Origin of the sequence: Neorhizobium sp. AL 9.2.2, from assembly GCF_013317225.1 — a bacterium.
GTDB lineage: Bacteria > Pseudomonadota > Alphaproteobacteria > Rhizobiales > Rhizobiaceae > Neorhizobium > Neorhizobium soli.
Window position 1 is genome coordinate 168,970 of record NZ_JAALXU010000001.1, and the last position, 21,181, is coordinate 190,150.

Consider the following 21,181-nt stretch of genomic DNA (forward strand, 5'->3'; position numbering starts at 1 on the left):
GATCTCGCCGCCACTTTAACCGATCCGGCCATGTTGTTTGCGCTTCTGGTCGCCGTCGCAGTGTTTGCGACCTGCTACACGCTGGCGATCCCCTTCATGGAAAAGGGAACGCTCGACAAGCGCATGAAAGCAGTCTCGACCGAGCGTGATGCGATCCGTGCCCGCGAGCGCGCAAGAATGAACGATCTGTCGAAGGCATCGCTGCGCACCCAGAACAACCGCTCTGCAAGTCACATCGTCGACCGGTTCAATCTGCGCGAAGCGCTTGTCGATGCCAATACGGTGAACAAGCTGCGCGCCGCAGGTCTGCGCACCCAGAACGCCCTCAACTTGTTCCTGGCGGCGCGTTTCATCCTGCCGTTCTGCTTCCTCGCAGCAGCCGCGGTGTGGATCTTCGTGCTTGGCAATCTGGAATCCAAACCGATTGCCATCCGCATGCTGGCGGCCATCGGGTTCGGCTATCTGGGCTTCTACGCTCCCAACATCTATATTTCCAACCGTATGAAAAAGCGGCAGCATTCGATCAAGAGAGCCTGGCCCGATTCGCTCGACCTGATGCTGATCTGCGTCGAGTCAGGGATCTCGATCGAAGCCTCCATGCGCCGGGCGGCCGAGGAGATCGGCACCCAATCGCCTGAACTGGCGGAAGAACTGGTGTTGACCACGGCGGAGCTGTCCTTCCTTCAGGATCGGCGCACGGCTCTCGAAAACCTCGGCATCCGCACTCAGCTTGATATCGTCAAGGCGGTGGCGCAGGCGCTGATCCAGGCCGAACGATATGGTACGCCGATCGCCCAGGCTCTGCGCGTTCTGGCTCAGGAAGGCCGTGACGAACGCATGAACGATGCAGAAAAGAAGGCGGCGGCTCTTCCGCCGAAGCTGACCGTCCCGATGATCCTGTTCTTCCTGCCGGTCCTCATCGCCGTTATCCTCGGCCCGGCCGGCATCCAGGTCTCGGACCGGTTCTGACCGGCAGCCTGAGAACCGCCCTCATTGGCTCAAAAGCAAAAACCGCCATCCCGATGGAAATGGCGGTTCTGTTTCGCTGGAATTGTCGAAACCGGCTGGATCAGTTGACCGCCGTCGTGCCCTTGTCGCTGTCGGCGAGTTTGCGCCAGGAGTTCTGCTGGGAGAGTATGGAGCGCAGGTAGGTCACGTTGGCATCGGCCTGCTGCTGGGAAAGTTCCCGGCGGGCAATGCCCTCTGCCTCTGCGAAGCGGCCCTGCAGACCGACGACAAGCGCCAGGTTCTGGCGAACGCGGCTGTCGGCACCCGGCTGCTGCGAGGCGTTCTTCATGTAGCTTTCGGCAGTCTTCAGATCGCCGGAGAGAACGTAGGACATGCCGAGGTTGGACATGACCGTCGGCTCGTTCGGCCGTGTGTTCAGGGCCTGGCGATATTTCGCGCGAGCTTCCTGCGAGCGGCCGAGCTGATCGAGAACGGCACCTTCCGCCGAATAGAGGCGCCAGTCGGGATGGTCAGGCGTCTGCGCGCGGTTGATCGTTGTCAGTGCCTGTTCGAGCTGGCCGGCACCTGCCTGTGCCTTGCCATAGGCGGAAAGGACATCGCGGTCTGCAGGATGCGCAATCGCCACCTGCTGCATCACGGCGAGTGCCTGGGTGTTCTTGCCGGTCATGCCGAGAACGTTGGCGTAGCGCAGGCCGATATCCTTGTTGCTCGGGTTCTTGACATAAGCAGCGCCGATGGAGCGTTCCGCTTCAGCGAGTTCGCTTGCGTTCATGCCATCCAGCGGCGCAGCGGAGATCCTCTGGGGAATCGAGCCCGTCGTCAGCGTGTCGCGCTTGCTCGTGGTACACCCCGTCACAGACAGTGCCAGAAGAACGATCGCGGTTGCCTGCGCAAGCGGCGCGAGCGCGAACAGCCGGGACGAGCGAGACGGGGTGGCGACAGATGCAGTCATCGATGGCGATCTCGTTGGGGGCGTCGTTCAATCGTCGTCCGCTCTCGCAGCCGATTGTCGTCGGCGCTTTGCGAACACATTTGAAAGACAGGAATAAACTGTTAACCCTAACAGACCGTTAAAATGAACGTTTCCAGATCCTTGCGAAGGTTGCCATGACCCCATACCAGTATACCGTCCGTCCAGCATTGTTCAGCCAGAAGGGCGCTACGACCCGGCCCGTCCACGCCGTCACGCCCGCGGATCTGGAGAACGGTCGTCTCGACGCGGCGGTCACCGACTGGGCGAAGGCTGCAGGCTTCAAGGCCGAAGCCGGCGCATTCACCTTGCTGCCGGGCAAGGACGGCGGCGTCGCCGGCGCGGTGTTCGGACTGGGCAAGAACCCGTCGGAGCAACCCTTCATCGCGGGGAAGCTGTCAAAGCTGCTTCCGCCAGGTGATTGGCATCTGGAAGGCGAGGGCGTATCGCCCGAGCAGTTCGCGCTCGGTTTTGGTCTCGGCAGCTATTGCTTCAGCCGTTACAAGACTGAAAAGTCGAAGGATGTCCGCCTCGCCATTGGAGCTTCTGCGGATGCGGCAGATCTCGAGCGCCAGCTTGCCGGTGTGTTCCTCGCCCGCGATCTCGTCAACATCCCCACCAACGAGATGGGACCGGACGAACTGGACGCAGCCTTCCGGGCGCTCGGCGCGCACTACGGCGCAACCGTCACCACGATCGTCGGTGATGACCTGCTGACACAGAACTTCCCGCTCATCCACACGGTCGGTCGCGCCAGCGCCTCGCAGCCGCGTCTCCTCGAGATGCGCTGGGGCAAGAAGGGCGATCCGCGGGTCACGCTGGTCGGCAAGGGCGTATGCTTCGATACCGGCGGTCTCGACATCAAGGGCGCCGCCAACATGGCGCTGATGAAGAAGGATATGGGTGGTGCTGCCAATGTCATGGGCCTTGCGCTGATGATCATGGATGCAGGCCTTGCGATCGATCTTCAGGTTCTGGTCCCCGCGGTTGAAAACTCGATCTCGGCCAACGCCTTCCGTCCCGGTGATATCTACAAGAGCCGCAAGGGCATCACGGTGCAGATCGACAATACCGATGCGGAGGGCCGGCTCGTGCTCGCCGACGCGCTCGCCTATGCGGATGAGAACCCGCCGGACCTGCTGATCGACATGGCGACGCTGACGGGTGCCGCACGCGTCGCGCTCGGCACCGAACTCGCCCCCTATTTCACCGACGACGAGGATCTTTCCACCAGACTTACGGCAGCAGCAGGATCGCAGGCGGATCCGATGTGGCGACTGCCTTTGTGGATGGGCTACGACAAGGACATCCGGTCTCGCGCCGCCGACATCACGAACGCGCCTTCCGGTGGCATGGCCGGTGCGATTACCGCGGCGCTGTTTCTCAAACGCTTCGTCACGGCCGCAAAGAGCTGGGTGCATTTCGATATCTATGCCTGGGTTGCAGCGGACAAGCCGCATGCCTCCGTCGGCGGCGAAGCATTCGCGATCCGGGCGCTCTACAAGGTCATCAAGGACATGGCGGCGAGGTAAGGTCGCGGGCGCGGAAGATGCGGTGCCAAACGAAGCGGTAAGATCTCGCACCTAAGATGCTCGACACAAGCAATCTTGGAGGCGGGATGTCCGCAGACCTAACCGCAACGCAGGCACTCGGCCTCTGGCATCGCGTTTCGCTGGAACAGGTGAAGCGCGACGAGCGGGATCTTACCCTGCGCCAGTTGTCGATCCTCCTGCATATCTATCTCGTGCCGCCGCCCCACACGGTGCGTGGCTTGGCCGCCACCCTCGACGTCACCAAGCCGGTGATCACCCGCGCACTCGATACGATGGGTGCGCTCGGTCTGGTCGATCGGGTGAGGGACGAGCGCGATCGCCGCAATGTCGTGATAAAGCGGACCGTGGCCGGCGCCCTCTACCTCGAAAATCTCGGCGACCTCATCATCCGTGAAAGCCGCCGCACGGCTGCCGCATAGTGCGACGAACCTGCTGATAACTCCGATCTGACCCTGGAACACAAAAAGATGACCGATCTCGACAGACGCCTCCATGCCTTCCGTGCCGACCTTGCCGATGCGGCGCTCGAAGGTCGCGTCGATGCCCCCCGCTTCGTGCAGGGCGTCGCAGCCCAAATCGCCGTCCCCGTTGCCCCGCTTCGACCTTCACCGGATCTGGAAAGCGGGATCGATACGCAACTTCTGTTCGGTGAAACCGTGCGCGTCTTCGACCGCAAGGACGGCTTCGTCTGGGTCCAGGCCGATCAGGATGGCTATGTCGGTTACCTCCCGGACGTGATGCTCGACGTCGTCGAACAGGCGACGCACCGTATCGCCACGCAGCGCACCTTCGTCTATCCGGGCCCGGAATTGCGCAAGCCGCCGCTTCGCGCACTGTCGATGGGCAGCCGCGTGACGATCGTCGGCAAAAGCGAAACCCGCGGCACCCACTATTTCACGCTGGCCGGCGGCGGCGCCGTAATTGCCGACCACTGCCTGCCGATCTCGGAAGTTGCCGGCGACGACTATGTCGCGGTCGCTCTCCGGTTCCTGGAAACGCCCTATCTCTGGGGCGGGCGCACGGGCTTCGGCATCGACTGCTCCGGCCTCGTCCAGCTGTCGATGGCGATGATCGGCAAACCGGTACCGCGTGACAGCGACATGCAGGCAGCCTTTGGTGGGAGAATCGATGCCGAGGATCTCCGCCGCGGCGATCTCGTCTTTTGGAAGGGCCATGTCGGAATCATGGAAGACCCGGAAACCCTGCTCCACGCCAACGGCCACACGATGACTGTGGCGCGCGAAAATTTCAAAGCCGCTGTGGAGCGGATAGGCTGGCTCTACGGACAGCCGACCGATTACCGCCGCTTTCCATGATCCGGGCGCAACGATCACGCAAATGTGGGATCGCATCCGCTGGCACCGTGGCGTTGCACCTCTTATTTCGTGAAGGTGATAGAGTGCCGACAGGGACAGAAAAATGCTGAAGGGTGCATGGATTTTACCAGCCGCGATGCTGATGGGGGTCGTCGTAACGGCCCTTGTTCCTGATGACACGATGGCTGCGGAAGGCGACGTGTTCACCCAGTCGCCCCAGACCTTCTTCAAGAACCTGCCCGGCGTGAAACCGACGGAAAGCCTCGTCAAGTCGGATCCCGATTCCTATTCGTGCACCAGTGATATCGGCTACGTCTCGGAATTGAGGTCAGGGCCGGGCGCCCGCTTCTGGGATGACGTGCCGCGGCGGCTGTATCACTGCGAAACGAACAACGGCATTCGCTATACGGGCACGCAGATGCCGAATACGCACTGGGTCCCAGGCATCAACCCGCGGCATCTTCCGAAGTAGAGCGGAGGTGTTTACGAGGCTTCACACGTCTCTCTCGGATTGGGGTTGACGCCGAGAGGCAGTCGCTAGGTCATCAGCCCCCGGATATACTGGCGCAATTCGCATTCCTCGCGAGGGACGCGTTTGACGCTGAATATCCCGTCGAAGGTTGATACACCGATATGTGGAGAGCGCATCGACCGGGGTACGCGCTGAGCGTAGACCGCGCCGTTGCCTGATCTAATCTGGTCGATCAACTCCGGCGTAATTTTGATGGCCGTGCAGTAATCGCAGAAGGTAATCGGGTGAGCGTAGTTTACGCCCGCCATTGAAAGGCTCGCTGCGACGGTAGGAGGGATGACCTCTTCGCTATTGAACCCGCACGGAGCCATAGGAAAATTCTCGACGAATAGGCGCGCAATCCGAGCGAATATGCGATTGCTGTAGAACTGGCCTTCCGCCTGCCCAGCGAAGTACGACGTTAGCCCGAGACTGGCGACGAAGTTGCGGACGGACATATCGCTCGCGACGTCGGTGCGGAAACCTCCCCAATCGGCAGCAAGGTCGTAGATCTGGACATGAGACCCCATTGCATACCTGGACACATAATCACTAAGCCCTGGCTTCACGAGAAGTTCGTTGGATGAAATCAGAACGACGCGATCGAAGTCGGCGCCCCGCTCAAGCGCGTAGAGATAGTTGCTGACATGCGTATGGAGGAGGCCCGCGTTCCATCTGGTCTCGTATGAACTAGGATTGATCAGGACATTCGGGAGGTCGCACTCCCGACGAAACTCGTCCTGCAGAGCGGCGGCTCCCGCTGATATGTGGATGGCAATTGTTGAGCCGGGGCAGAAGTAATTAATGTTTGCGATTTGATCTCGCACGATGGCGGGCATTTCATGGACCGGCAGGGAAAAGAGGATTTTGGTCATCAACGGGCCTGGCTCAGAAAAATTGACGATGGCGTTAGAACACTGCGGCGACTTAACCATCTTCCGATTGTGACATCACGTTCTCCCAGGCTTCGTATCGATCAGCCGGCAAACTGACCGCATAGACGTTTTTCAACACGCACGCTCCGAGATGAACCGGCCGCAGGGCCCTTGGTTTAGCGCGCGCGTGGAGAGCTCCGTCGCCCGTCTTGAGTTGGTGAAGAACAGCTTCCGATATGTCCATCTGAGCGTTGGCAGCCGTGAACGTGATGGGCAGTGAGACGTTCGTGCCGGTAAAACCCAGCCACATGTTAAGCGTTGGAGGTAGGATCTGCTCCGTCGGAAACCCGCACGGATCCATCGGAAACGATTCCATGTACATGCGCTCCAGATGGGCGAAGACACGTCGGCTGAAGAACTGACCTTCCGCCTGCCCGCCAGCGAAGAGCGGAAGCCCAAGCAGGGACAGGAAGTGTTTCATACCGGCCGATTCTAAAACCTCAGGCCGAAACACAGACCAGTTGTTCGCGGTCTCTATGCTTTCGTAAAGCTCGGTCTGAGCGCCCGTTGTGAACCGCTTCGTATACTCGCCTAATCCGGATTTGATGAGCAGGTCCTCCGCTGAGAAAAGGACGATCTTGTCAAAATCTAGAGACTGCGCAACGGCATGTTGGAAGTTGCTGACATGGGCATGTAAAACGCCCTCCTGCGGCCTGATCTCATAGGAATTTGGATTGATGAAGACGTTGCAGGAGCCGCTGCTTTGAGGGACATCGCCTCCTCGAAATGTCGAGCCCCGCGCATGATGAACGCAGATAAACGACCCAGGCGAGAAACGATCGATTGCCGAAATCTGACGCTCGAGAACTTCCGGGCTACCATTGGCAGTGATCGAGAAAAGCAATTTTTCCATAGGGACACCTGGTCGTTAAATGGCGATTGCGTTGCATTCGACGACTGAGGACCGAGCATCGTTGCTGCTGCATGCGTTACGTGCATAGGCTGTCCTGAGGCTTATCTGGATCTCGGAGGATGGGAGCTGATCCGAGATTGTATCTCAGTCCGTGTTGCGACGTGGAGCATCGATCCAATGATCACTGGAGGCGCATTGGTGAGGCCCTCGACAGAGCAGAGGGCAAGGACCAAACCTCACTGGCAGATCAATAACCTTGAACAGTCTTTCCAAGACCTCATCCGCACCATCCATACCCTGGGGGCAATGGTTACGCATTGCGCGTGTCATGCGCCGCGGAGACGCAGACAGAACAAGACCTGCACAATCAGTGGCTTATAACTAAAGCCAATAGTAAAATGGGAATGGTGCCCAGAAGAGGACTCGAACCTCCACACCCTTTCGGGTACCAGCACCTGAAGCTGGCGCGTCTACCAATTCCGCCATCTGGGCGACGGAGAGCGATGTACGAGGGACACCGGGTCAAGTCAACAGGGTTTTTGAAGTTTTCATGTCAGGCCCCGAAAAACTTTCGAAAACCGTCCTAACCCGCGGTGTCGACTTCGGTTTTGGCTTGGTGTCGGTCGATATGGCCAAGGTCCCGGTCGGGGTCGAGGATATCGCGAACCCGCTGCTTCAATTCCTTGGGACCAGGAAAACCGCCATCGCGTTTGCGCTCCCAGATCAACGCGCCGTCGATGCGGATTTCGAATGCTCCGCCGGTGCCTGGGATAAGCCCGACCTCGCCCAGCGAATCACCGAATGTCTGCAGCAGTTCCTGCGCCATCCAGCCCGCCCGTAGCAGCCAGTTGCACTGGGTGCAGTATAAAATCGTGATATGCGGTTTGTCGGGCATGCAACTGAACTCCTGTTTAATCCGCGTCGGCAACCAGTTTGACCATGGTCGCAAGGTCTGCGGCGCCATAGCCTGCGGCGAGCGCCGCCTCGAAGCTTGCAAGCGACGCCGAGATCGCAGGGATGGAGATCCCGAGCTCCTCTGCAAAATCGCGCACCAGCCGCGCATCCTTCACCGCACCCGACACAGGAAACCCGACCGTGTCCGTCTCACCTGAAATGACAGGAAGCCTGCTCTTCATCGCCGGGCTCGCAGCCGGGCTTCCCGCGAGGATTTCGAGGATCTTCGCCGAAGAGAGGCCGGCGCTCTTGCCGAGCAGCAGTGCCTCCTTGAGATTCTGCCACAGTCCCATCAGCATCATGTTGTTGACGAGCTTGGCCGATGCGCCATCTCCGAGTTTTCCCACATGCAGCGCACGGTCGGAAAGCGTTTCCGCAACGGGCCGGAAGCGCTCGTGATCCTCAGTCGCGCCGCCAATATAGAGCCCGACCTTTCCCTGAAGCAGCATCTCCGGACCGCCGGCGATCGGCGCGTCGAGGAGGGCGGCGCCCGATCGACCGATGGCCTCCCGGTGGCTCCGCAGAGTCATCGGGCTGACCGTGCTGGTATCGACGATCAGCTTGCCCGTAAGGTCCGTAGCCGCGAGTGTGTTAAGCACATCATGCACCGCCTGATCGTCGATCAGGGCAAGAATGATGACGTCGGAACGCTCTGCTAGGGAGGAAAGGTCTTCAACGGCATCAATGCCGAGAGCCCTCTGCCGCGCACCAAAAGCGTCGCTTCGGCTCCAGCCGATGACGGCGAAGCCCTGTTGTGCGAGGCGCGTCGCCATGGCGCTTCCCATTCGTCCAAGACCGACGATACCCACCCGTTCTTTGTTCAAATCCGTTTCCTTCATGGCAGGCGCATATCCCTCTTGTTCCATCCCTTATCCAGTGGCATCTTCTTGTTTAGGGTCAGCTGAGGGAGGCTAAATTGTACAAGTTTCAGGTCTACAAGGACAAGACTGGCGAGTTCCGTTTCCGCTTCAAAGCGTCGAACGGCGAAACGATGTTTATCTCTGAAGGATACAAGCAGAAGGCGTCGGCAATCAACGCGATCGAATCGATCAAGAAGAATGCGCCTGGTGCCACAACCGAAGACGGTACAACCGCCACCGTTTGACGGTTTGAACGTTCGTCTGCCGCATTCCAACGTAAGGTTTTAGCGCAGACACAATGTCCGATCCGCAGATCTTTGGAACAAATTCCCTGTGGTCGCATTGTCTCTGCTGAAACGGAGGAAACAAACATGGCTTACGATCCAAACTCGAATAACACCCGCCCTGACCTTCGCACCACCCCGGAGACGCGCAAAAGCTCTTCCTGGATGGGCTGGGTAGCCATTCTGGCAGTTATCGTCGTCGGCGCGTTTGTCTGGTCGCAGATGGGTGGCTCGACCACCGATCCTGCCACGACATCCTCGACCGCAACGCCGCCTGCTGTCACGGAACCGGCAGCACCTGCTCCGGCAACGCCAGCAGCACCTGCTCCGGCCGCACCGGCTCCTGCTGCACCGGCAACGGGCGGTACGACCCAGCCGTAACAGGCAGGGAAAGACCATCGATCGAACCGCTCGTCCGCAAGGACGGGCGGTTTTTCGTTTGCGGGGGACGCCCCCCGCGTCGTTAACCTTTTGTTAACCAAATTTGCCGACCCTTCGATGACGCCTCAACCCCATCCGTCAGTCGAAGGAGAGAGCATGAAGCTCGTTACCATCGAAAACAAAATCGTCGAGAACAGCCATCATACGTTAATCGTGATGCGGGATGGCCCCACCTGCCAGGCGGTCCAGTTCCCCAACGATGACGGAATCGGCAGCGTGCGATCAAAGCTCTCCCTGATTGAGACGATCGCCAGCCGCAAACTGGACCATGGGGAAGTGGCATTCGACGGCTGCGTCTGGATCACACCGGCGGACCTTCCGCATCCCTTCCTCCCGGCGAAACATTGAAGGCGCCGGGGCGTGATGCAGGCAACAGGCCCCGGCCATGCGGGGATCCGGACTACGAACCCGCGTTGACGCCTGCCAGAACCGCCGCAAGGTCCATCTCGTTATAAGGCTTCTGCAGAAGGCGGGAGCCGGGTGGCGCGTTGTCCGGCTTGTGGCTCTCTCCCGTTGCGAACACGACGGTCAGGTCGGGCTTTTCCGCCACGGCACGCACCGCCAGATCACCGCCGACTGTATCCGGCAGGCCGATATCGGTGATCAGGACATCGATCGAATTGCTTTCGAGCTCGACCAGCGCTTCTTTTCCTGTCCCAGCCTCGATTACCTGATGGCCGAGTTCGGCAAGCATCTCGGCCGTGTTTCCCCGGATCAGAAAGTCGTCTTCGACCAGCAGGATCGTCAGCGTTTTCGGCGTCGCGGCGGCAACTTCGGCAACGGGCTTGACTGTTTCCGCCCTGGGGGCGGTCGCCTGGTCCACCTGCTTCTGGTTGGCGATGACATGGCGAATACGGCGCGCCAAAGCCTCGCGGGTATAGGGTTTTGACAAGAGCTCGACACCGGCATCCAGAATGCCGCCGTGCACGATGGAATTTTCAGTGTAGCCGGAGGTGAATAGCACCGCGAGGTGCGGCAGGCGCTCCTTTGCGCGACGCGCCATTTCGCGGCTCTTCAGCGGGCCCGGCATCACGACGTCGGTAAAGATGACGTCGATTGGAATGCCGCTCTCGACCACGTTGAGGCCGGCCTGTGCATCCTTTGCCGTCAGGACGCGGTAGCCGAGATCGGTCAGCGTCTCGAAAACGGTGTTGCGCACCGCCTCGTCGTCTTCCACGACCAGCACGGTTTCCGAGCCGCCGACGACCGGGCCGGCCTGGACGACCACTTCGCGGTCCTCATCGGCGACGGACCGCGGCAGGTAGACCTTCACGGTCGTGCCCTCGTTCACCTCGCTGTAAATCTTCACATGCCCGCCGGACTGCTTGACGAAGCCGTAGACCATGGACAGTCCCAATCCGGTTCCCTTGCCCTCTGGCTTGGTGGAAAAGAACGGCTCGAACACTTTATCGAGAATATCTGGCGCCATGCCGGCGCCCGTGTCCGTCACGGCCAGCATCACGTATTGACCGGGCGTGACTTCCACGTGGGTGCGGGCGTAATCCTGGTCGAGAAAGGCGTTACCCACCTCAATCGTCAATTTGCCGGACCCCTCCATCGCATCACGTGCGTTGATTGCGAGGTTCAGAAGCGCGTTTTCGACCTGTGTCGGGTCGGCATAGGTGTTCCAGAGCCCGCCGCTGGCAATTACCTCGACCTCAACCGCCTCACCGAGCGAACGGCGCAGCAGATCGTCCATTCCGGCAATAAAGCGGCTGATGTTGATGACGCGTGGCTCCAGCGCCTGCCGGCGGCCGAAAGCCAGCAACTGGCTGGCAAGCTTTGCACCGCGGCTGACGCCGGCAAGCGCATTGCCGACACGCCGTTCCGCCTGTGCATTGCCGACAATGTCCTTGGCCAGGAGCTGAAGATTGCCGGCAACGACCTGCAACAGGTTGTTGAAGTCATGCGCAACGCCCCCGGTCAGCTGACCGATCGATTCCATCTTCTGCGCCTGCTGCAATGCCCGTTCGGCCTGGCGCCTCTCCGCGATCTCCGATTCGACGCGCGCTTCCAGGCTTTCGTTCAGCTGTCTTAGCTGTTCCTCTGCCCGCAGGCGGTGGCGGACCTGCCGTTCTAGGTTGCTGGCATGGTCCTGCAGGTTCGATTCGGCTTCCCGCTGCTCGGTGATATCGGTATGGACACCGACCCATTCCTCGATGTCGCCCGAGGAACCGATGATCGGCACGCCGCGGATGGCAAAGGTACGATAGAGGCCGTCATGGCGGCGGACGCGATGTTCCCAGACATAGGTGGATTTGGACGCGACGGCTGCCTGCCAGCTGGCGACCGAACCTTCCCGATCGTCGGGATGCACGGCATCTGCCCAGCCGTAGTCCTGGTATTCCTCGAAACGCTGGCCGGTCAGCGTGGCCCAGGCCGTCTGTTCGCCCAGCATCCGGCCGTCGGCGGTGTTGGTCCACAGCACGCCATGGATGGCCGCGACCGCGGCCCGGAACCGTTCATTGCTGCGACGAAGTGCGTTCTCGAATTGTTTGCGGTCCTCGATATCGATGATCAGCACATAGATGCCGTCGATCTCACCCTTGGAGGTGAAGCGCGGAACGTAGCGGATTTCGGCTGTCCGTTCTTCTCCGTCAGGACGTTTGATCACCGTGTCCGTGATCACCCGTTCGCCGGAGAGCGCTTTTTGAAGCAATGGTATGCGGGCGGCGTAATAGGCGTTGCCGATCACCTCCGCGGCATGCTTGCCAATCACGTCGCTGGCGGCAAGTCCGAACCACTCCTGATAACCGTCATTGGCGAAGCGATAGACATGGTCGCGGTCGAGGAACCCGACGAGGATGGGGAGCGCGTTGGTAAGGCGGCTGAGCTCTTCCTGGCTCTGAGCCAAGGCGTTCAGCGCGTGTACTTTCTCGGTGTTTTCAAGCACCGTGCACAGGACACCCTCTACCTTGCCTGTTTCGTCGTAGATCGGCGTGTAGAACAGGTCGAAGACGACATCCTCAGGCGATCCATGACGGTTCAGCACCATGACCTGGTCGCGGAAGGACTGGACCTCTCCACGAAAGCCGGCTTCAAGGATTGTCTTGTTCCAATCCCAGATTTCCGGCCAGACGGCGGAAACCTTGTCGCCGAGCGCGCGTGGATGATAATCCCCGGCAATCTCCTTGTAGCCGTCATTGTAGATCATCACATGGTCGTCGCCCCACATCAAAACCTGCGGGATCGGCGAATTGACCATCGAGTTGACCTTGATCCGAAGATGCGAAGGCCAGTCTTTGATCAGCCCGAGAGACGTCTTCGTCCAGTCGAACTGGCGTATGAGCTCGCCGGTCTCGCCTCCGCCAATAGGCCAATGCGCGGATACGACCTGATAGTTCATGACGTCACCAAATGCGTGTGATGGAATAGGCGCCGGTAATATGCCGTCAATCGGCGGTTTTCAAAGCAATTTTTGCAGATTATCAAACTTTGGACGGCGCGATATGTTCGTTTATCGCGGTCCGGCCCAGATCTTTTGATTCCTGTCCCGAAATGATCCGGCTGACCGAGCATTCGGCGAGTAAAAAGGGCCGGTTCTTTCGAACCAGCCCCTGTGCAAATCAATCGTCTTTCATCTTCAGCGCTGCAATGAATGCTTCCTGCGGAATGTCGACTTTGCCGAACTGCCGCATGCGCTTCTTGCCTTCCTTCTGCTTGTCGAGCAGCTTGCGCTTGCGGGTGGCGTCGCCGCCGTAGCACTTCGCCGTCACGTCCTTGCGCATCGCAGAAATCGTCTCGCGGGCAATCACGTTGCCGCCGATGGCTGCCTGGATCGGGATCTTGAACATGTGCCTGGGGATCAGGTCCTTCAGCTTTTCGCACATGTCGCGGCCGCGCTTTTCGGCAGCAGTCCGGTGCACCAGCATCGACAGCGCATCGACAGGCTCGCCATTCACCATGATCGACATCTTCACGAGGTTGCCCTCCTGATAGCCGTGCAGGTGGTAGTCGAACGAGGCATAGCCCTTGGAGATCGACTTCAGGCGGTCGTAGAAATCGAACACCACTTCGTTGAGCGGCAGTTCGTAGGTCAGCATGGCGCGCTTGCCCACATAGGTAAGCTCGGTCTGGATGCCGCGCCGGTCCTGGCAAAGCTTCAGGATGCCGCCGAGATAGTCGTCCGGGGTCAGGATCGTCGCCTTGATCCACGGTTCGCGGATTTCCGAGATCTTGACGACATCAGGCATGTCGGCCGGGTTGTGCAGCTCGCGCTCGGACCCGTCGGTCATGGTCAGCTGATAGACCACCGAAGGCGCGGTCGCGATCAGGTCGAGGTTGAACTCGCGTTCCAGACGCTCCTGGATGATTTCGAGATGCAGCAGCCCGAGGAAGCCGCAACGGAAACCGAAGCCGAGAGCCGCAGACGATTCCATCTCGAACGAGAACGAAGCGTCGTTGAGGCGCAGCTTGCCCATCGCGGCACGCAGGTCTTCGAAGTCGGCTGCATCGACAGGGAACAGGCCGCAGAACACGACCGGCTGCGCAGGCTTGAAGCCCGGAAGCGCCTTGGCGGTCGGCTTCTTGTCTTCGGTAATGGTATCGCCGACGCGCGTGTCGGCCACTTCCTTGATCGAGCCGGTGAAGAAACCGATCTCGCCCGGGCCGAGACTATCGACGGCCAGCATCTTCGGGGTCAGAACGCCGACGCGCTCGACCTGATACTTGGCGTCGGTGCCCATCATGCGGATGGTCTGGCCCTTGGTCAGCACGCCATCGAGAATGCGCACCAGAACCATGACGCCGAGATAGGTGTCGTACCAGCTGTCGACCAGCAGCGCCTTCAGCGGACCCTTGTCGCCCATCTCGCTCTTCGGCGGCGGCAGCTGGTGGACGATGGCTTCCAGAACGTCGGGAATGCCGAGACCGGTCTTTGCCGAGATCAGCACGGCCTGGCTGGCGTCGATGCCGATCACTTCCTCGATCTGGTCGCGGATGCGGTCGGGTTCGGCGGCCGGCAGGTCGATCTTGTTGAGGACCGTGACGATCTCGTGATTGTTGTCGATCGCCTGATAGACGTTGGCAAGCGTCTGCGCTTCGACGCCCTGTGACGCATCGACGACCAGCAGCGAACCTTCGCAGGCCGACAGCGAACGCGACACTTCGTAGGCGAAGTCGACGTGGCCGGGCGTGTCGATCAGGTTGAGAACGTAGGTCTCGCCGTTATTCGCCTTGTAGTGCAGGCGCACGGTCTGTGCCTTGATGGTGATGCCGCGCTCGCGCTCGATATCCATCGAATCGAGAACCTGCTCGGACATGTCGCGTTCGGCAAGGCCGCCGGTCGTCTGGATTAGACGATCGGCGAGCGTCGATTTGCCGTGGTCGATATGCGCCACGATCGAGAAATTGCGGATATGGTCAAGCGGCGTGCGGGAATTGGTGCTCATGGCTCGCGCATATAGCAGCGCCCGTGTCTGCCGCAAAGAGGGAAGATAACCTTTCGTTGAGGATGAAAGGCGTTAATTTCCGGGATTTACAGCCCCGGGTTCGGTCAGCGCCGCTGCATTCGGAAGCTGGGCGCTGCGCACTTCATGGCTCTCACGCTCCGCCTCGGGTGCTGGACCGCGTTCTTTCAGGCGCTGCAGCACGAACAGGCCATAGACGACAGCCACCGCCATCGCCGCGACGATGAAGGTTTTTCCGCCGAGAATAGGTGTCAGCATCGTGACCGCGAGCGGCACGATCGTCGCGGCCGTCGACCATGCAACGAGAAGGGTCGAGGAGAGCGGCACGAAATCGCCGGGGTCGGCGCGGTCGTTGGCGTGGGCGTTTGCCACCGAATACACCGTCTCGACAGAACCCCCGAAGATCAGGAACATGATCATCAGGAGATAGAGATGCGAGAAGGAGGAGAAAAACGCTCCGAAACCGGCAAACACGATGAGCACGCAGGTGATTAGAAGCACATAGCGTCGGTCCATCCGGTCCGACAGGATGCCGAGCGGATACTGCACGAACAAAAGCCCGGTCTGCATCACGAACATCAGCATCGCGACATCGGTCTGCGACACGTTGTTGGTCGAGGCATAGATCGGCAGGAAGCCCTGCACCACCATCGAAAGACCGCCCGAGGCAAGCACGCCGACCAGCCCGACCGGCGAGATCTTCCAGGCCATCTTGATATCGACATTGACGCGCGCCGGGGCCGGCGGGTTCGGCAGGCGGGTCAGCCCGATTGGCAGGATCGCAAGCGCGGTAAAGAAAACCACCGCCAACGGCGCAAGATTGCCGTCGGTCGGGATCTGGCCGAAGATCCAGTTGCCGCAGCCGAGGCCCAGAACATAGGCCATGTAGAAGAACGACATCGCCTTACCGCGCCACTCGTTGGAGGCAGCGTGATTGAGCCAGCTCTGGGCGATGATGAAGTTGACGTTGGCAGCGGCGCCATAAATGCCGCGTGCAAAAATCCAGATATAGGCCGGAAGGTCGGCGGCAATCAGCACGGCCGCAATGATGACCATTGCCATCGAGCAGGCAAACAGCCGCGCATGTCCAACGCGCTTGATCAGCGGTCCGCCGAGCACGCAACCGACGAGCCCGCCGAATGCGACGGCCGTCACCGCAGCACCTGCCGCCCAGGGCGTTTCCGACCTTGTCAGCATGAACGGCACATAGGCGAACATGATGCCGCTTCCGATCGCGGCAATCGTCATCGAGACGACGATGCTGGCGATTGAAAAGGGCGAGACAGCCGCTTGTCCGTTCATGTCGAAAATCCTGATTTTAATGGACCCTCGGCGCTTCCGTCGCGGCTGCCTTGGTCGACGATCCATAGCGTATCGAATAGGACATTCGCTATCGCGGAAACGCCATCACCTGTAAAATTCATCCAGCCTTCGCAATTCGCTTGATTCCATCAAAAGAGAATTTATATCTCTCATAATGGAAAATTCAGACGGCGAAATCGAACTGGCGATTGGCGAAAGGCTGAAGGCGTTGCGTTCCTTCGCAGGTCTGACGCTGGACGAACTGTCGCTGCGGTCCGGTGTCAGCCGGGCAATGATCTCGCGCATCGAACGCGCCGAGGCGAGCCCGACCGCGGCGCTGCTGGCAAGGCTCTGCGAAGGATTGGGACAAAGCCTCTCCACCTTCTTCGCGCCCGACGAGCCTTCATCATCACCTCTATCGCGGAAGGCCGAGCAAAGGCTGTGGCGCGATCCGACGACGGGATATCTGCGCCGCTCCGTCTCGCCGCCGGGCATGCCGACGCCCGTCGATATCGTCGAGGTGGAGTTTCCGGCCGGTGCACGCGTCAGTTTCCCGCCGCGAGAGGAAAGCCGGATCATGACCCAGCATGTCTGGCTGTTCGAGGGGGAACTGAACATGGTGCTTCCCGACGTAACCCATCGTCTCATGCCCGGCGACTGCCTGTTCATGGATATCGGCGACGCCTTCGAATTTCACAATCCGAGTGATCGCCCCGCCCGCTACGCGGTGATCCTCAACCGCGGCCGCTGACCGCCACAGGAGCAAACAATGACCCCGACCATCCGTATTCTCGATGCCGACGCCACCCGCGAGGCGATCCCCGATCTCAGTGACATCCTGTCCGACTGCATCAATGGCGGCGCATCGCTGGGCTTCATGCTGCCATTCGCGCCTGAGGATGCCACCGGATACTGGAATGGTATCGCAGACGAGGTGGAAAAGGGTGCCATCATTCTGGCTGTCGCAGAGGTCGAGGGGCGGGCGGTCGGCACCGTCCAGATCGGTCTTGCGTCGAAACCGAACCAGCCGCATCGGGGAGACCTGATGAAACTCCTTGTCCACCACGATGCCCGCGGCCTTGGCCTGTCGCGCAAGCTGATGGAGGCCGTCGAAGCGGAAGCCGCAGGGCAGGGACGCACGCTTCTGGTTCTGGACACTGCAACCGGCAGCGACGCGGAACGCATCTATCCCCGGTTCGGCTGGGAACGCGTCGGCGTCATTCCCGACTACGCGCTCTGGCCGCAAGGTGGCCTCTGCGGCACGACGCTGTTTTACAAGCGGATCGGGTAAGCGCCTTGAGTGGCCCGCAAAACAAGCGGGCCATTTCTAGTCATCGTTTTTCCGTGAGGAAGTAAACAAAGGCTGCGGCCGGCAGGGCGAGGCCGATCGCCGATGCGGCGAGCCAGCCGCCTTGGGCAAAGGCCCAGGCGCCGATTGCCGAACCCAGTGCTCCGCCGATAAAGAAGGTGGCCATGAAGAGGCCGTTCAGGCGGCTGCGCAGCTCAGCATCAAGGCCGTAGATCGACCGCTGGCCGATCACCAGCGTCATCGACACGCCGAAATCGAGCGCGATGGCGGCCAAACCCAGCATCACCAGCGCAAAGGTCGAACCTTCAGGCGCGACATGGGTGATCAGGAAGGCGGCAACGACAGCGAGGATGCCGAATGCGGTTGCCGGCTTGCCGAGGCCGCGGTCGGCCAACCGCCCGGCGATCGGAGAAGCAACCGCACCGGCGACACCGACAAGCGCGAAGATTGCGATGGCGCCCTGGCCCAGCTGGAAGGCCGGCCCTGCCAAGAGAAGCGGCGTCACAGTCCAGAACAGGCTGAACGCGAAGAACTGGGCGAACTGGTAGAAGGACCGCCGGCGCAGGAGCGGTTGCGTCGTGTAGATCCTTCCCATGGAAGCGATCAGGCCGGGATAGCTAAGCGTCGTCTTCGGCATGCGCCTGGGCAGGCGGAAGGACAGCACCAGACCGACGGCAACCATCACCGCAGCCGACAGGAAGAACACGGTATGCCACGACGATAATCCTGCAATGAAGCTCGCGACGGGTCGCGCCATCATGATGCCGATCATCAGCCCGCTCATGACATTTCCAACGACCCGGCCGCGGCTCTCCTCCGGTGCAAGGTTTGCCGCAAACGGCACGATCATCTGCACCGCAGTGGAGGTGATGCCGATCGCCAGCGATGCCGCGAGAAACGGAAGCGGTGTCGTCGAAAGCCCGGCCGCGATCAGGGCAACGCTCGTGGCGGCAATCATCAGGATGATCAGCCGGCGGTTCTCGACGAGATCGCCGAGTGGCACCATGAACAGCAGGCCGAGCCCATAGCCGATCTGCGTCAGCGTCACGATCAGGCCGGTGGCGCTTTCGGAAAGGCCGATCGATGCGGCAATCGGGCCCGCAAGCGGCTGCGCATAATAAAGGTTGGCGGCGATCAGACCGGCCGCGGCGGCCATGGTGAAGGCCATTACCGGGGAGAGGGTGGGCGCTGCACTTGGCGATGTGGCCGCCGTTTCGGCGTCCGGCGAAACCCGACGAGCGGGGGAAGGAACTGGGGATGTCATGGTGGGCTCTTGGGAGGAGAAAAGGGAGGGAGAAAAGAGACGTGCTGTCAGTCGAGAATTTTGAGCGCGGTTTCCACGGTGGCGATGGCCCGTTCCTGGCCCTGTCCGGCCTTCCCCGCGATCCGCATTCCTTGGATCACGGCGTAGAAGAACTGTGCCGTCAGTTCAGGATCGGTCCGATCCGAAATCGATCCGTCCGTCTGGCCCTCCCGAACCAGGTTTTCGAACAGACCTTCAATCCGTGCTTGCGATAGTTTCACGCGCTGATCCGTTTCGAGATCGAAAAGCGCAAGTTCGACGGCAGCGCCGACCACAAGGCATCCGCGCCGTCCAAGTTCGCCATGCGCCGAGTTGGCATAGTGATGCAGCGCAAGGCGCATGCGGTCGCGGCCGTTGCCTCCCACCGAAATCGCCTCCGCAAGGGCTGCGTTGCGAACCTGCTTGTAGCGATCGAAGGCGGCGAGGAAGATCGCCTTCTTGTCCTTGAACGCCTTGTAGAGGCTTCCGGCCGTCAGCCCCATCGCGTCCTTGAGGTCCGCAATCGACGTCGCGTGATAACCCTGCTCGGAAAACACGACGATCGCCTTGTCCAGCGCCGCCTCGATTTCGAACTCGCGCGGGCGGCCTGCCATTCGCGCTGTATCGGTGAGGGTTTCGGTCGTCATAGCGGATTGCCTAATTAGGAAATGATCGTTTCCAAATAGGATCGGATTATGGTGTCGTCAAGCGAGATGTCGGTTTTTCAGGAACAGATATTTTAAAGTTGAGTTGGAAACACCGTCACCAACCCCAAAAGCTGGAGGACATGATGAGCAAGAGTGACGTAGAACAGACCGTAAAGCGCGCAGAACGCCAGGTGGAAAACAGCAGTTCCGGCGGCCACCTTGGTGGTACCTATTACGGCCAGACCGCCGACGGGAAGACCGCGTCGACAAATATCAATGTCGGCAGCAATCGCCCCAACACCGGTAGCTAAGGTCATACAGGCCCATCTGAAGAGATAGGCCGGAGCTCTTACAAGTTTTGAAAGCCCCGTCGCGTGCGGGGCTTTCGTCGTTTTATTCGATGCTCAGAGCGTGCCTGCACGTTGCTGCATCATCATGAACGTGTCGTAGCTGTATTCTGCCACCTGTGCCCAGAGATAGGAGTCCTTCTTGAACGCCTGCTGGTGATCGTAGATCTTCTTGAAGGCCGGGCTTTTCTGGGAAAGCTCCGCATAGGTTTCCATCGCGGCCTTGAAGCACACATCCAGAATGTCGCGGTTGAACGCCTTCAAGACGGCGCCTTCGCCGACCAGCTTCTTCAGAGCGACAGCGTTATGGGCGTCGTAATTGGCAAGCATGCTCATGTTGGCTGCCGCGCAGGCATCGGTCAGGATCTGCTGGTAGCTCTTCGGCAGGCTGTTGAACTTTTCCAGGTTGAAGAAGGCATGCATGGCCGGGCCGCCTTCCCACCATGCCGGGTAGTAGTAGTATTTGGCGACCTTGACGAAGCCGAGCTTCTGATCGTCATACGGACCGACGAATTCGGTCGCATCGATCGTACCCTTTTCGAGCGCCGCATAGACATCGCCGCCGGCGATCTGCTGGGGCGTCACGCCGACCTTCTGCATCACCTGGCCGGCCAGGCCGGCAATGCGCATCTTCAGACCCTTCAGGTCGTCGATCGTGTTAATCTCCTTGCGGAACCAGCCGCCCATCTGCGTGCCGCTATTGCCGGCCGGCAGCGCATAAAGGCCGCGGGGCGCCAGGAACTCGTTGATCAGGTCGTTGCCGCCGTTCAGGAACCAGGCATTCGTCATGCGGGCATTGAGGCCGAACGGAATGGCGGTACCGAGCGCAAAGGCTGGATCCTGGCCGATGTAATAATAGGAGCATGTATGCGCCATCTCGACCGTGCCGTTGGCAACCGCATCGGCGGCCTGCAGAGCCGGCACCAGTTCACCGGCGCCATAGGTCTGGATGGTGAAATTGCCGTCCGTTGAATTCTTGACGCTGTTGGCAATCTGGGTCGCCGCATCGAAGATGATGTTCAGGCTCTTTGGAAAGGACGAGGTCAGCCGCCAGGTGATCTTCGGACGCTCCTGGGCGATTGCCGGCGTGGCCAACGCGGCAGCCGCGGCGCCGATGCCGGCAGTGGTAGCATTGTGCAGGAAACGTCTGCGATCCATGAAATATCCTCCTGAGATGTCTGAAAAATCTCGTTCAAGCCGTCTTGGTCTTAAAGCTCTTTTCCCGGCTCCGACAAGAGGA

General features: G+C 60.2%; 22 protein-coding genes and 1 tRNA gene. 11 read left to right on the plus strand and 12 right to left on the minus strand.

Annotation, left to right across the window (positions count from 1 at the left end):
• Positions 1-30 precede the first annotated feature (30 nt).
• Entirely contained in the window at positions 31-969 is a 939-nt protein-coding gene (locus G6K99_RS00860) for a type II secretion system F family protein (protein WP_062580105.1), read from the plus strand.
• 100 nt (positions 970-1,069) lie between these two features.
• Here G6K99_RS00860 and G6K99_RS00865 read toward each other — a convergent pair whose 3' ends face one another.
• Positions 1,070-1,921 carry a tetratricopeptide repeat protein gene (locus tag G6K99_RS00865; RefSeq protein ID WP_162759428.1) on the minus strand — a complete coding sequence of 284 codons (852 nt, stop codon included), beginning with the start codon at positions 1,919-1,921 and terminating at the stop codon, positions 1,070-1,072.
• 155 nt (positions 1,922-2,076) lie between these two features.
• Between G6K99_RS00865 and G6K99_RS00870 the strand changes: the two genes are divergently transcribed.
• From G6K99_RS00870 to G6K99_RS00885, 4 genes are all read left to right on the plus strand, one after another.
• Positions 2,077-3,471, plus strand: coding sequence for a M17 family metallopeptidase (locus tag G6K99_RS00870; RefSeq protein ID WP_174195445.1), 1,395 nt, complete (start codon positions 2,077-2,079; stop codon positions 3,469-3,471).
• A gap of 86 nt (positions 3,472-3,557) precedes the next feature.
• Positions 3,558-3,911: a MarR family transcriptional regulator gene (locus tag G6K99_RS00875; RefSeq protein WP_062454113.1), complete on the plus strand. Its 354-nt coding sequence runs from the start codon at positions 3,558-3,560 to the stop codon at positions 3,909-3,911.
• Between the two features lie 48 nt (positions 3,912-3,959).
• The gene (locus G6K99_RS00880; protein ID WP_174195446.1) at positions 3,960-4,808 is read left to right on the plus strand and encodes an NlpC/P60 family protein; all 849 of its coding nucleotides are present in this window, start codon (positions 3,960-3,962) and stop codon (positions 4,806-4,808) included.
• A 103-nt stretch (positions 4,809-4,911) separates the two neighbouring features.
• Positions 4,912-5,280 carry a hypothetical protein gene (locus G6K99_RS00885; protein ID WP_062454111.1) on the plus strand — a complete coding sequence of 123 codons (369 nt, stop codon included), beginning with the start codon at positions 4,912-4,914 and terminating at the stop codon, positions 5,278-5,280.
• A gap of 65 nt (positions 5,281-5,345) precedes the next feature.
• Here the strand turns inward: G6K99_RS00885 and G6K99_RS00890 are convergent, their stop codons facing one another.
• The 5 genes from G6K99_RS00890 to G6K99_RS00910 form a co-directional block, all read right to left on the minus strand.
• Positions 5,346-6,194, minus strand: coding sequence for a hypothetical protein (locus G6K99_RS00890; protein WP_162728228.1), 849 nt, complete (start codon positions 6,192-6,194; stop codon positions 5,346-5,348).
• Between the two features lie 52 nt (positions 6,195-6,246).
• Positions 6,247-7,107 (minus strand): hypothetical protein, encoded by an 861-nt coding sequence (locus tag G6K99_RS00895; RefSeq protein ID WP_174195447.1) that lies wholly within the window; start codon positions 7,105-7,107, stop codon positions 6,247-6,249.
• Between the two features lie 405 nt (positions 7,108-7,512).
• A tRNA-Leu gene (locus G6K99_RS00900) sits at positions 7,513-7,599 on the minus strand.
• Positions 7,600-7,690: 91 nt separating this feature from the next.
• Positions 7,691-8,002, minus strand: coding sequence for a SelT/SelW/SelH family protein (locus tag G6K99_RS00905; RefSeq protein WP_062454110.1), 312 nt, complete (start codon positions 8,000-8,002; stop codon positions 7,691-7,693).
• A 16-nt stretch (positions 8,003-8,018) separates the two neighbouring features.
• On the minus strand, positions 8,019-8,927 hold the full coding sequence (locus G6K99_RS00910; RefSeq protein WP_174195448.1) for an NAD(P)-dependent oxidoreductase: 909 nt from the start codon (positions 8,925-8,927) through the stop codon (positions 8,019-8,021).
• Positions 8,928-8,977: 50 nt separating this feature from the next.
• Between G6K99_RS00910 and G6K99_RS00915 the strand changes: the two genes are divergently transcribed.
• The 3 genes from G6K99_RS00915 (at position 8,978) to G6K99_RS00925 (ending at position 9,994) form a co-directional block, all read left to right on the plus strand.
• A complete protein-coding gene (locus G6K99_RS00915; RefSeq protein ID WP_062454108.1) occupies positions 8,978-9,166 on the plus strand; it encodes a YegP family protein in 189 nt (62 codons plus the stop codon).
• A 126-nt stretch (positions 9,167-9,292) separates the two neighbouring features.
• Positions 9,293-9,586, plus strand: coding sequence for a hypothetical protein (locus G6K99_RS00920; RefSeq protein ID WP_062454107.1), 294 nt, complete (start codon positions 9,293-9,295; stop codon positions 9,584-9,586).
• Between the two features lie 156 nt (positions 9,587-9,742).
• On the plus strand, positions 9,743-9,994 hold the full coding sequence (locus G6K99_RS00925; protein ID WP_174195449.1) for a hypothetical protein: 252 nt from the start codon (positions 9,743-9,745) through the stop codon (positions 9,992-9,994).
• 52 nt (positions 9,995-10,046) lie between these two features.
• Here the strand turns inward: G6K99_RS00925 and G6K99_RS00930 are convergent, their stop codons facing one another.
• The 3 genes from G6K99_RS00930 to G6K99_RS00940 all read right to left on the minus strand — a co-directional run bounded on the left by G6K99_RS00930 (position 10,047) and on the right by G6K99_RS00940 (position 16,356).
• Positions 10,047-12,992 carry a PAS domain-containing protein gene (locus tag G6K99_RS00930; RefSeq protein ID WP_174195450.1) on the minus strand — a complete coding sequence of 982 codons (2,946 nt, stop codon included), beginning with the start codon at positions 12,990-12,992 and terminating at the stop codon, positions 10,047-10,049.
• Between the two features lie 220 nt (positions 12,993-13,212).
• The gene (gene lepA, locus G6K99_RS00935) at positions 13,213-15,036 is read right to left on the minus strand and encodes a translation elongation factor 4 (protein ID WP_062454104.1); all 1,824 of its coding nucleotides are present in this window, start codon (positions 15,034-15,036) and stop codon (positions 13,213-13,215) included.
• A gap of 72 nt (positions 15,037-15,108) precedes the next feature.
• A complete protein-coding gene (locus tag G6K99_RS00940; protein ID WP_062578711.1) occupies positions 15,109-16,356 on the minus strand; it encodes an MFS transporter in 1,248 nt (415 codons plus the stop codon).
• Positions 16,357-16,531: 175 nt separating this feature from the next.
• Here G6K99_RS00940 and G6K99_RS00945 point away from each other — a divergent pair, with 175 nt between their 5' ends.
• Complete coding sequence (locus G6K99_RS00945; protein WP_174195451.1) at positions 16,532-17,107, plus strand: helix-turn-helix transcriptional regulator; 576 nt, start codon at positions 16,532-16,534, stop codon at positions 17,105-17,107.
• 18 nt (positions 17,108-17,125) lie between these two features.
• Positions 17,126-17,647 (plus strand): GNAT family N-acetyltransferase, encoded by a 522-nt coding sequence (locus G6K99_RS00950; protein ID WP_174195452.1) that lies wholly within the window; start codon positions 17,126-17,128, stop codon positions 17,645-17,647.
• Positions 17,648-17,687: 40 nt separating this feature from the next.
• Here G6K99_RS00950 and G6K99_RS00955 read toward each other — a convergent pair whose 3' ends face one another.
• Both G6K99_RS00955 and G6K99_RS00960 read right to left on the minus strand, forming a co-directional pair.
• On the minus strand, positions 17,688-18,929 hold the full coding sequence (locus G6K99_RS00955; protein ID WP_174195453.1) for an MFS transporter: 1,242 nt from the start codon (positions 18,927-18,929) through the stop codon (positions 17,688-17,690).
• Positions 18,930-18,976: 47 nt separating this feature from the next.
• Positions 18,977-19,594, minus strand: coding sequence for a TetR/AcrR family transcriptional regulator (locus tag G6K99_RS00960; RefSeq protein WP_174195454.1), 618 nt, complete (start codon positions 19,592-19,594; stop codon positions 18,977-18,979).
• Between the two features lie 143 nt (positions 19,595-19,737).
• On the opposite strand from G6K99_RS00960, the gene G6K99_RS00965 reads away from it, so the two are divergent.
• Entirely contained in the window at positions 19,738-19,905 is a 168-nt protein-coding gene (locus G6K99_RS00965; protein WP_174195455.1) for a hypothetical protein, read from the plus strand.
• Between the two features lie 93 nt (positions 19,906-19,998).
• Here G6K99_RS00965 and G6K99_RS00970 read toward each other — a convergent pair whose 3' ends face one another.
• The gene (locus tag G6K99_RS00970) at positions 19,999-21,099 is read right to left on the minus strand and encodes a TRAP transporter substrate-binding protein (protein WP_062454098.1); all 1,101 of its coding nucleotides are present in this window, start codon (positions 21,097-21,099) and stop codon (positions 19,999-20,001) included.
• Positions 21,100-21,181 lie beyond the last annotated feature (82 nt).

Excerpts from the sequence above, each read along its gene's own strand:
- G6K99_RS00905 (WP_062454110.1), bottom strand. The coding sequence starts at position 8,002 with ATGCCCGACAAACCGCATATCACGATTTTATACTGCACCCAGTGCAAC.
- G6K99_RS00920 (WP_062454107.1), top strand. The coding sequence starts at position 9,293 with ATGGCTTACGATCCAAACTCGAATAACACCCGCCCTGACCTTCGCACC.
- G6K99_RS00965 (WP_174195455.1), top strand. The coding sequence starts at position 19,738 with ATGAGCAAGAGTGACGTAGAACAGACCGTAAAGCGCGCAGAACGCCAG.
- G6K99_RS00970 (WP_062454098.1), bottom strand. The coding sequence starts at position 21,099 with ATGGATCGCAGACGTTTCCTGCACAATGCTACCACTGCCGGCATCGGC.
- G6K99_RS00925 (WP_174195449.1), top strand. The coding sequence starts at position 9,743 with ATGAAGCTCGTTACCATCGAAAACAAAATCGTCGAGAACAGCCATCAT.
- G6K99_RS00955 (WP_174195453.1), bottom strand. The coding sequence starts at position 18,929 with ATGACATCCCCAGTTCCTTCCCCCGCTCGTCGGGTTTCGCCGGACGCC.
- G6K99_RS00875 (WP_062454113.1), top strand. The coding sequence starts at position 3,558 with ATGTCCGCAGACCTAACCGCAACGCAGGCACTCGGCCTCTGGCATCGC.
- G6K99_RS00950 (WP_174195452.1), top strand. The coding sequence starts at position 17,126 with ATGACCCCGACCATCCGTATTCTCGATGCCGACGCCACCCGCGAGGCG.
- G6K99_RS00860 (WP_062580105.1), top strand. The coding sequence starts at position 31 with ATGTTGTTTGCGCTTCTGGTCGCCGTCGCAGTGTTTGCGACCTGCTAC.
- lepA (WP_062454104.1), bottom strand. The coding sequence starts at position 15,036 with ATGAGCACCAATTCCCGCACGCCGCTTGACCATATCCGCAATTTCTCG.
- G6K99_RS00880 (WP_174195446.1), top strand. The coding sequence starts at position 3,960 with ATGACCGATCTCGACAGACGCCTCCATGCCTTCCGTGCCGACCTTGCC.
- G6K99_RS00910 (WP_174195448.1), bottom strand. The coding sequence starts at position 8,927 with ATGGAACAAGAGGGATATGCGCCTGCCATGAAGGAAACGGATTTGAAC.
- G6K99_RS00870 (WP_174195445.1), top strand. The coding sequence starts at position 2,077 with ATGACCCCATACCAGTATACCGTCCGTCCAGCATTGTTCAGCCAGAAG.
- G6K99_RS00940 (WP_062578711.1), bottom strand. The coding sequence starts at position 16,356 with ATGAACGGACAAGCGGCTGTCTCGCCCTTTTCAATCGCCAGCATCGTC.
- G6K99_RS00885 (WP_062454111.1), top strand. The coding sequence starts at position 4,912 with ATGCTGAAGGGTGCATGGATTTTACCAGCCGCGATGCTGATGGGGGTC.
- G6K99_RS00890 (WP_162728228.1), bottom strand. The coding sequence starts at position 6,194 with ATGACCAAAATCCTCTTTTCCCTGCCGGTCCATGAAATGCCCGCCATC.
- G6K99_RS00865 (WP_162759428.1), bottom strand. The coding sequence starts at position 1,921 with ATGACTGCATCTGTCGCCACCCCGTCTCGCTCGTCCCGGCTGTTCGCG.
- G6K99_RS00895 (WP_174195447.1), bottom strand. The coding sequence starts at position 7,107 with ATGGAAAAATTGCTTTTCTCGATCACTGCCAATGGTAGCCCGGAAGTT.
- G6K99_RS00945 (WP_174195451.1), top strand. The coding sequence starts at position 16,532 with ATGGAAAATTCAGACGGCGAAATCGAACTGGCGATTGGCGAAAGGCTG.
- G6K99_RS00960 (WP_174195454.1), bottom strand. The coding sequence starts at position 19,594 with ATGACGACCGAAACCCTCACCGATACAGCGCGAATGGCAGGCCGCCCG.
- G6K99_RS00930 (WP_174195450.1), bottom strand. The coding sequence starts at position 12,992 with ATGAACTATCAGGTCGTATCCGCGCATTGGCCTATTGGCGGAGGCGAG.